The organism is Microbacterium sp. 69-10 (assembly GCF_001897945.1).
Lineage (GTDB): Bacteria > Actinomycetota > Actinomycetes > Actinomycetales > Microbacteriaceae > Microbacterium.
The window spans coordinates 318,802-324,312 of the sequence record NZ_MKRT01000024.1; the positions used below are offsets into that span (position 1 = coordinate 318,802).

The 5,511-nt window shown below is 72.0% G+C and carries 6 protein-coding genes; 5 read left to right on the top strand and 1 reads right to left on the bottom strand.

The genetic code is table 11. The features are described 5' to 3' along the window. Positions 1-2: 2 nt before the first annotated feature. Positions 3-1,058 (top strand): hemolysin family protein, encoded by a 1,056-nt coding sequence (locus BGN97_RS12585; RefSeq protein ID WP_292702035.1) that lies wholly within the window; start codon positions 3-5, stop codon positions 1,056-1,058. Positions 1,059-1,122: 64 nt separating this feature from the next. On the opposite strand, the gene BGN97_RS12590 is transcribed toward BGN97_RS12585, so the two are convergent. Next, the gene (locus BGN97_RS12590) at positions 1,123-2,190 is read right to left on the bottom strand and encodes an NADH:flavin oxidoreductase/NADH oxidase (RefSeq protein ID WP_292702038.1); all 1,068 of its coding nucleotides are present in this window, start codon (positions 2,188-2,190) and stop codon (positions 1,123-1,125) included. A gap of 85 nt (positions 2,191-2,275) precedes the next feature. On the opposite strand from BGN97_RS12590, the gene BGN97_RS12595 reads away from it, so the two are divergent. From BGN97_RS12595 to BGN97_RS12610, 4 genes are read left to right on the top strand one after another with little or no spacing between them, the layout of a single operon-like run. Continuing rightward, positions 2,276-3,112, top strand: coding sequence for an ADP/ATP-dependent (S)-NAD(P)H-hydrate dehydratase (locus BGN97_RS12595; RefSeq protein WP_292702041.1), 837 nt, complete (start codon positions 2,276-2,278; stop codon positions 3,110-3,112). Positions 3,113-3,158: 46 nt separating this feature from the next. Next, the gene (locus BGN97_RS12600; protein WP_292702044.1) at positions 3,159-4,388 is read left to right on the top strand and encodes a hypothetical protein; all 1,230 of its coding nucleotides are present in this window, start codon (positions 3,159-3,161) and stop codon (positions 4,386-4,388) included. Positions 4,389-4,414: 26 nt separating this feature from the next. Beyond that, entirely contained in the window at positions 4,415-4,732 is a 318-nt protein-coding gene (locus BGN97_RS12605) for a thiamine-binding protein (protein WP_285633448.1), read from the top strand. Position 4,733: 1 nt separating this feature from the next. Beyond that, positions 4,734-5,384, top strand: a complete 651-nt coding sequence (locus BGN97_RS12610; protein ID WP_292702048.1) for an NUDIX hydrolase — start codon at positions 4,734-4,736, stop codon at positions 5,382-5,384. Positions 5,385-5,511 lie beyond the last annotated feature (127 nt).

Sequence of the window (5,511 nt, forward strand, 5' to 3'; positions counted from 1 at the left end):
CGATGAGCGACTGGGCAGGCCTGGTGTGGCTGATCGTACTGCTGCTCGCCAACGCGTTCTTCGTCGGCGGCGAGTTCGCCGTCATCTCCGCGCGCCGCTCGCAGATCGAGCCGCTCGCGGAGCAGGGCTCGCGCGCGGCGAAGACCGCGCTGTACGCCATGGAGCACGCCACGCTGATGCTGGCGACCTCGCAGCTGGGCATCACGATCTGCTCGCTGCTGATCCTGAACGTGTCCGAGCCGGCGATCCATCATCTGCTGGAGATCCCGATGCACGCGTTGGGCTGGGATCCCGCGCTGATCTCGGTGCTGGCCTTCGTGATCACGCTCGCCCTGGTGTCGTTCCTGCACGTCGTGTTCGGCGAGATGGTGCCGAAGAACCTGGCGTTCTCGGTGCCCGACCGCGCCGTGCTGATCCTCGCGCCCCCGCTGGTGTGGGTCTCCCGCGTCTTCCGGCACGTGATCGCGCTGCTGAACGGCTCGGCGAACCTGTTCCTGCGGCTGTTCGGCGTGGAGCCGAAGAACGAGGCGGCCTCGACGTTCACGATCGAGGAGGTCGCGACGATCGTCGACCGGTCGCGTCGCGAGGGCGTGCTGACGGACACCTCTGGCGCCGTCGCCGCTGCGGTCGAGTTCACCGACAAGAAGGCGCGGGATGTCGCCGTGCCGCTGGCCGAGCTGATCACCCTGCCGGACACCGCGACGCCCGGCGATGTGGAGAAGGCGGTGGCCCGCTACGGGTTCTCGCGCTACGTGATCGTCGACGACGAGGACGTGGCGATCGGCTACGTGCACCTGAAGGACGTGCTGCGGGCCTCCGAGGAGTCCGACTCGCACATCGACGAGCCGCTGCCCGCCAAGCGGATCCACCACATGGTGCCCGTGCAGGAGGACACCGACCTGGAGGATGCGCTCGCCGCGATGCGCCGGGGCGGACGTCACCTCGCGAAGGTGCGCGACTCCTCAGGGGAGACGACCGCGGTGCTGTTCCTGGAGGACATCCTCGAGGAACTCGTCGGCGAAGTGCAGGATGCCACGCGTCGCGGCCACGGCCGCTGAGCACGGCACAGCGCGCTGAGCGCAGCGCGCGGCCGCTGAGCGCCGCCTCCGGGGGAGGTGGCGCTCAGCGCCAGCGTGCGCGCAGGTACTGCGGCGGCCAGTCGACCTCGGCGCCCAGCTCATGCGCCGCGCGCAGCGCGAAGTGCGGGTCGCGCAGCCACTCGCGGCCGGCGAACACCGCATCCGCTGCACCGGAGGCGAGCACCTCCTCGGCCTGAGCCGCGGAGGTGATCAGCCCCACCGCGCCGGTGGGCACCCGCCCGCCGGCGCGGACGATCTCCGCGAACGGCACCTGGTAGCCGGGGCGCAGCTGCACCTTCGGGTGCGCGATCGTGCCGCCGCTGGACACGTCGACGAGGTCCGCTCCGTGCTCGATCGCCCACCTGCCGACCTCCGCCGCCTCCTCGGGGACGAAGCCGCCTTCGGCGTAGTCGGTCGCCGAGAGCCGCACGAGCACCGGCAGATCAGGGCCGGCGATCTCCCGGACCGTTTCCACGATCCGCAGCAGCAGCCGGGCGCGGTTCTGCAGCGAACCTCCGTACTCGTCGGAGCGGACGTTCGACAGCGGCGACAGGAACTGGTGCAGCAGGTAGCCGTGCGCGCCGTGCACCTCGAGCGCGTCGAATCCGGCATCCACCGCCCGACGCGTCGCGTCGGCGAACCCGGCGACGATGCGGTCGATGCCGGCGGCGTCGAGTGCCTCGGTGGGCGCGAAGCCCTCGAAGGGTACGGCGGAGGGGGCGACGGTCTGCCAGCCGCCCTGATCCGCGGGGACGGATCCCTGCTCCTCCGCCCACGGCCACCAGGTGGACGCCTTGCGACCCGCGTGGGCCAGCTGGATGCCGATCATCCCACCGCGAGCGTGGATGTCGGAGACGATCTCGGCCCAGACGTCGCGCTGCTCGTCGGTCCACAGGCCGGTGTCCCGCGGGGAGATGCGGCCCTCGGGCGTCACGGCGGTCGCCTCGGCGACGATGAGCCCTGCGCCGCCTGATGCGAACTGCGCGAGATGAGTGCGGTGCCATGACTGCGGCACGCCCTCCACGGCGCTGTACATGCACATGGGCGACACCCACAGGCGGTTTCGGAAGGTGCGGGAGCGGAGGGTGAGCGGCGAGAAGAGCAGGGTCACCCTACGACGCTACCGGCTGATGACACGGGTGAGGGCCGTCCCCGATCCGGGGCGGCGCCCGGCGTCCGCGCGATACCGTGGTCTCATGACGCGCGAGTGGACGCAGGCCGACACCACCGGCTTCCTGCGCGTTCCGGCGGCTGACGACGACAAGTACTCCCGCGGCGTGGTCGTGCTGCGCACCGGATCAGCCGCCTACCCCGGCGCCGCGGTGCTCGGGGTGGAGGCCGCCTGGCGCGCCGGTTCGGGGTACGTCCGGTATGCAGGTGAGGCTGCGGATGCCGTGCTGGCGCGTCGCCCCGAGACCGTGGTGGGCTCCGATCTCGGACGCACCCGGGTCGACGCCTGGGTGATCGGATCGGGCACGGACTCCGCTCATCGCAGCCCGGACGAGCACGAGGCGCTGCGCCGCATCCTCGCCGGGACCGCACCCGTCGTGGTGGATGCGGGCGCCCTGGATCTCGCGCGCGGCGCGACCGCACCGTGCGTCCTGACCCCGCACGCGGGCGAGCTCGCCCGGCTGCGCGCGCAGCTCGGGCTCGCCTCCGGGGAGCGGTCCGCATCCGACGATCAGCGGATCGCCGAGGTCGTCGAGACCGCGCAGACGCTGGGATCCGTCGTGCTGCGCAAGGGCTCCCGCACGATCATCGCGGCACCGGACGCGGAACCCATCCTGGTGTCGAACGGGCCGGGGTGGCTCGCCACGGCCGGCACGGGCGACGTGCTGGGCGGTGTGCTCGGCGCCCTGCTCGCGGCCAACTCCGGAAGGCCCCTCGCCGAGACAGCGGCGGCGGCCAGCTGGCTGCACGGGCGCGCAGCGGCGATCGCGTCGGGATCGGGCGACGGCGCCGTCGGGCATCCGATCGTCGCCCTCGACGTCGCGGACGCCCTTCCCCTCGCGATCGCGGAGCTGATCGCGTGAGCGCGGCGCCGTGCGTGCACGTCTGCGGCCGAGAGCCGGCCCGCGGATGACGCGGAAGTCCGGCCGCACCGCACTGCTGTGGGGCGCGTTCCTCGCCGCGCATGCGGTCGTCGCCTGGCTGGGCTGGGTGCTGCCCGCGCAGCCGATGGGCGATGTGGTGCTGGTCTATCAGCCGTGGTCGTCCGCCGCGCTCGACAGCGGCGCGGTCGTGGGGATCACCGAGAGCTGGGTCTACCCGCAGCTGGCGCTGGTGCCGATGCTGCTGGCGCAGCTGCTGGCGGTGCCGTTCACCGGCGCCCTGGGTCCGCAGGCCGGCTACCTGATCGGGTGGGCGCTGCTGGTCACGCTGTGCGACCTGCTCGGGTTCGCGGCGCTCGTCGGCCGCGGCGGCAACCGGCGCCGACGGATGGCCGCCTGGTTCTGGATCGGCGCGCTGCTGCTGCTCGGCCCGATCGCCATGTACCGGATCGACGCGGTCACCGTGCCCGTCGTGATCGCAGGCGGGCTGTGGCTCGCCCAGAGGCCGCGGGTGGGCGCCGCTCTGCTCACGATCGGCGCCTGGGTGAAGATCTGGCCCGGCGCCGTGGTGGTCGCCGCGATCGCTGCCGGCCGGCGGTCCTGGCAGGTGCTGCTGAGTGCGGCATCCGTCACGATCGTGATCATCGGCGTGCTGCTGATGCTCGGCGCAGGCGGGAATCTGCTGGGATTCCTCGGCATGCAGACCGGCCGCGGCCTTCAGATCGAGGCGGTGGGGGCCACGCCCTTCCTGTGGCTGGTCCTGGGCGGCGCCGCGCGCATCGAGTACAGCTACGAGATTCTCACCTTCCAGATCGCCGCGCCCGGGGCGGACGTGGTCTCCGCGCTGCTGACGCCGCTGATGGTGCTCGTCGTCGCAGGAATCCTGATCGTCGGCGTCGTCCGCGCATGTGGCGGCGCGGCGTGGCAGCGGCTCCTCCCGCCTCTGACGCTGGCGCTGGTGACCGGGCTGATGGTGACCAACAAGGTCGGCTCCCCGCAGTTCCACACCTGGCTGATCCCGCCGGTCATCCTGTGGATCGTCTTCGACCGCGTCCGATCGCGCACCGCGGCGCTGCTCGTCCTGGCGCTGTGCGCGCTCACCTTCACGATCTATCCGCTCACCTACGACCAGCTGCTGCGCGCCGAAGCGCTGCCCGTGCTGCTGCTCACGGCTCGCAACCTGCTGCTGGTCGTCCTGCTCGTCCATGCAGTGCGCGCCGTCGTGCGCGTACCGCGCGGATCCGCGACACCCACCTGAAACCATCCCGAAATCGGAGGACACCCATGCTCGTCGCCTTCTCAGTCGCCCCGTCCGGAAACGGCCGCTCCGGCGATTCCGTCCATGACGCCGTCGCCGCCGCGGTCCGCGTCGTTCGCGAGTCCGGTCTCGCGCACCGCACCACGAGCATGTTCACCGAGATCGAGGGTCCGGACTGGGACACGGTGATGGACGTCGTCAAGCGCGCCACTGAGGCGGTGATGCCGTTCGGCTCCCGCGTGTCACTGGTGCTGAAGGCCGACATCCGTCCGGGCTACAGCGGGGAGCTGGATGCCAAGATCGAGCGGCTCGAGGCGGCGATCGACGCCGCAGACCAGGACTGAGATGAGCGCCGACGGGGAGATCCGCGTCGCGGGCACCGCCGTCGTGCTCCGCGACGGACCGGAGGGCCTGGAGACGCTGATGCTGCGGCGCCCGTCGAAGGGCTCCTTCGCCGGAGCCTGGGTGTTCCCCGGCGGACGCGTCGACCCCGGCGACTGGGCGGATGCGGACGACGAGGCGGATGCCGCCCGGGCCGCGGCCGTGCGGGAGACGCGGGAGGAGACCGCGATCCTCATCGCCGATGTCACCCTGCTCTCCCGGTGGACGCCGCCGCCCGAGCAGCCCGTGAAGTTCCGCACCTGGTTCTTCCTCGCCCGCGACCTCGGCGACGAGGTGCGCGTGAACCCCGGCGAGATCGAGGAGGCGGTCTGGCTGAGCCCGAAGCAGGTGTTCGCGCAGCATGAGGCGAGCACCCTGACCCTCTTCCCGCCGACCTGGGTGACTCTGAACGGACTGCTCGGGCACCGGACGGTCGATGACGCGCTCGCCGCCGTCGGCGAACCGGCGCTCTACGCCACGAACCTGCGCGACGGCGTCGACGGCCGCTTCGCGCTGTGGGCGGGGGACGCCGAGCACGCGGAGGAGCCCGGGGGACCGGATGCCCGGCATCGGCTCCTGATGGGCACGCTGCCCTGGCGGTACGAGCGCCGCTGATGCGGCATCCGCTCGTCATCCCGTCTCCACCGCACTCGCCCGCCACTAGCATGGACAGGTGACTCCCTCGAACCTCTCGAGGGGTGCGGCGATGAGGGCGCTCCTCTCCCTCGCCATCGGCAGCTTC

Bases quoted from the DNA above. Each gene is read 5' to 3' on its own strand.
- BGN97_RS12585 (WP_292702035.1), top strand. From the start codon at position 3: ATGAGCGACTGGGCAGGCCTGGTGTGGCTGATCGTACTGCTGCTCGCC.
- BGN97_RS12595 (WP_292702041.1), top strand. From the start codon at position 2,276: ATGACGCGCGAGTGGACGCAGGCCGACACCACCGGCTTCCTGCGCGTT.
- BGN97_RS12600 (WP_292702044.1), top strand. From the start codon at position 3,159: ATGACGCGGAAGTCCGGCCGCACCGCACTGCTGTGGGGCGCGTTCCTC.
- BGN97_RS12605 (WP_285633448.1), top strand. From the start codon at position 4,415: ATGCTCGTCGCCTTCTCAGTCGCCCCGTCCGGAAACGGCCGCTCCGGC.
- BGN97_RS12610 (WP_292702048.1), top strand. From the start codon at position 4,734: ATGAGCGCCGACGGGGAGATCCGCGTCGCGGGCACCGCCGTCGTGCTC.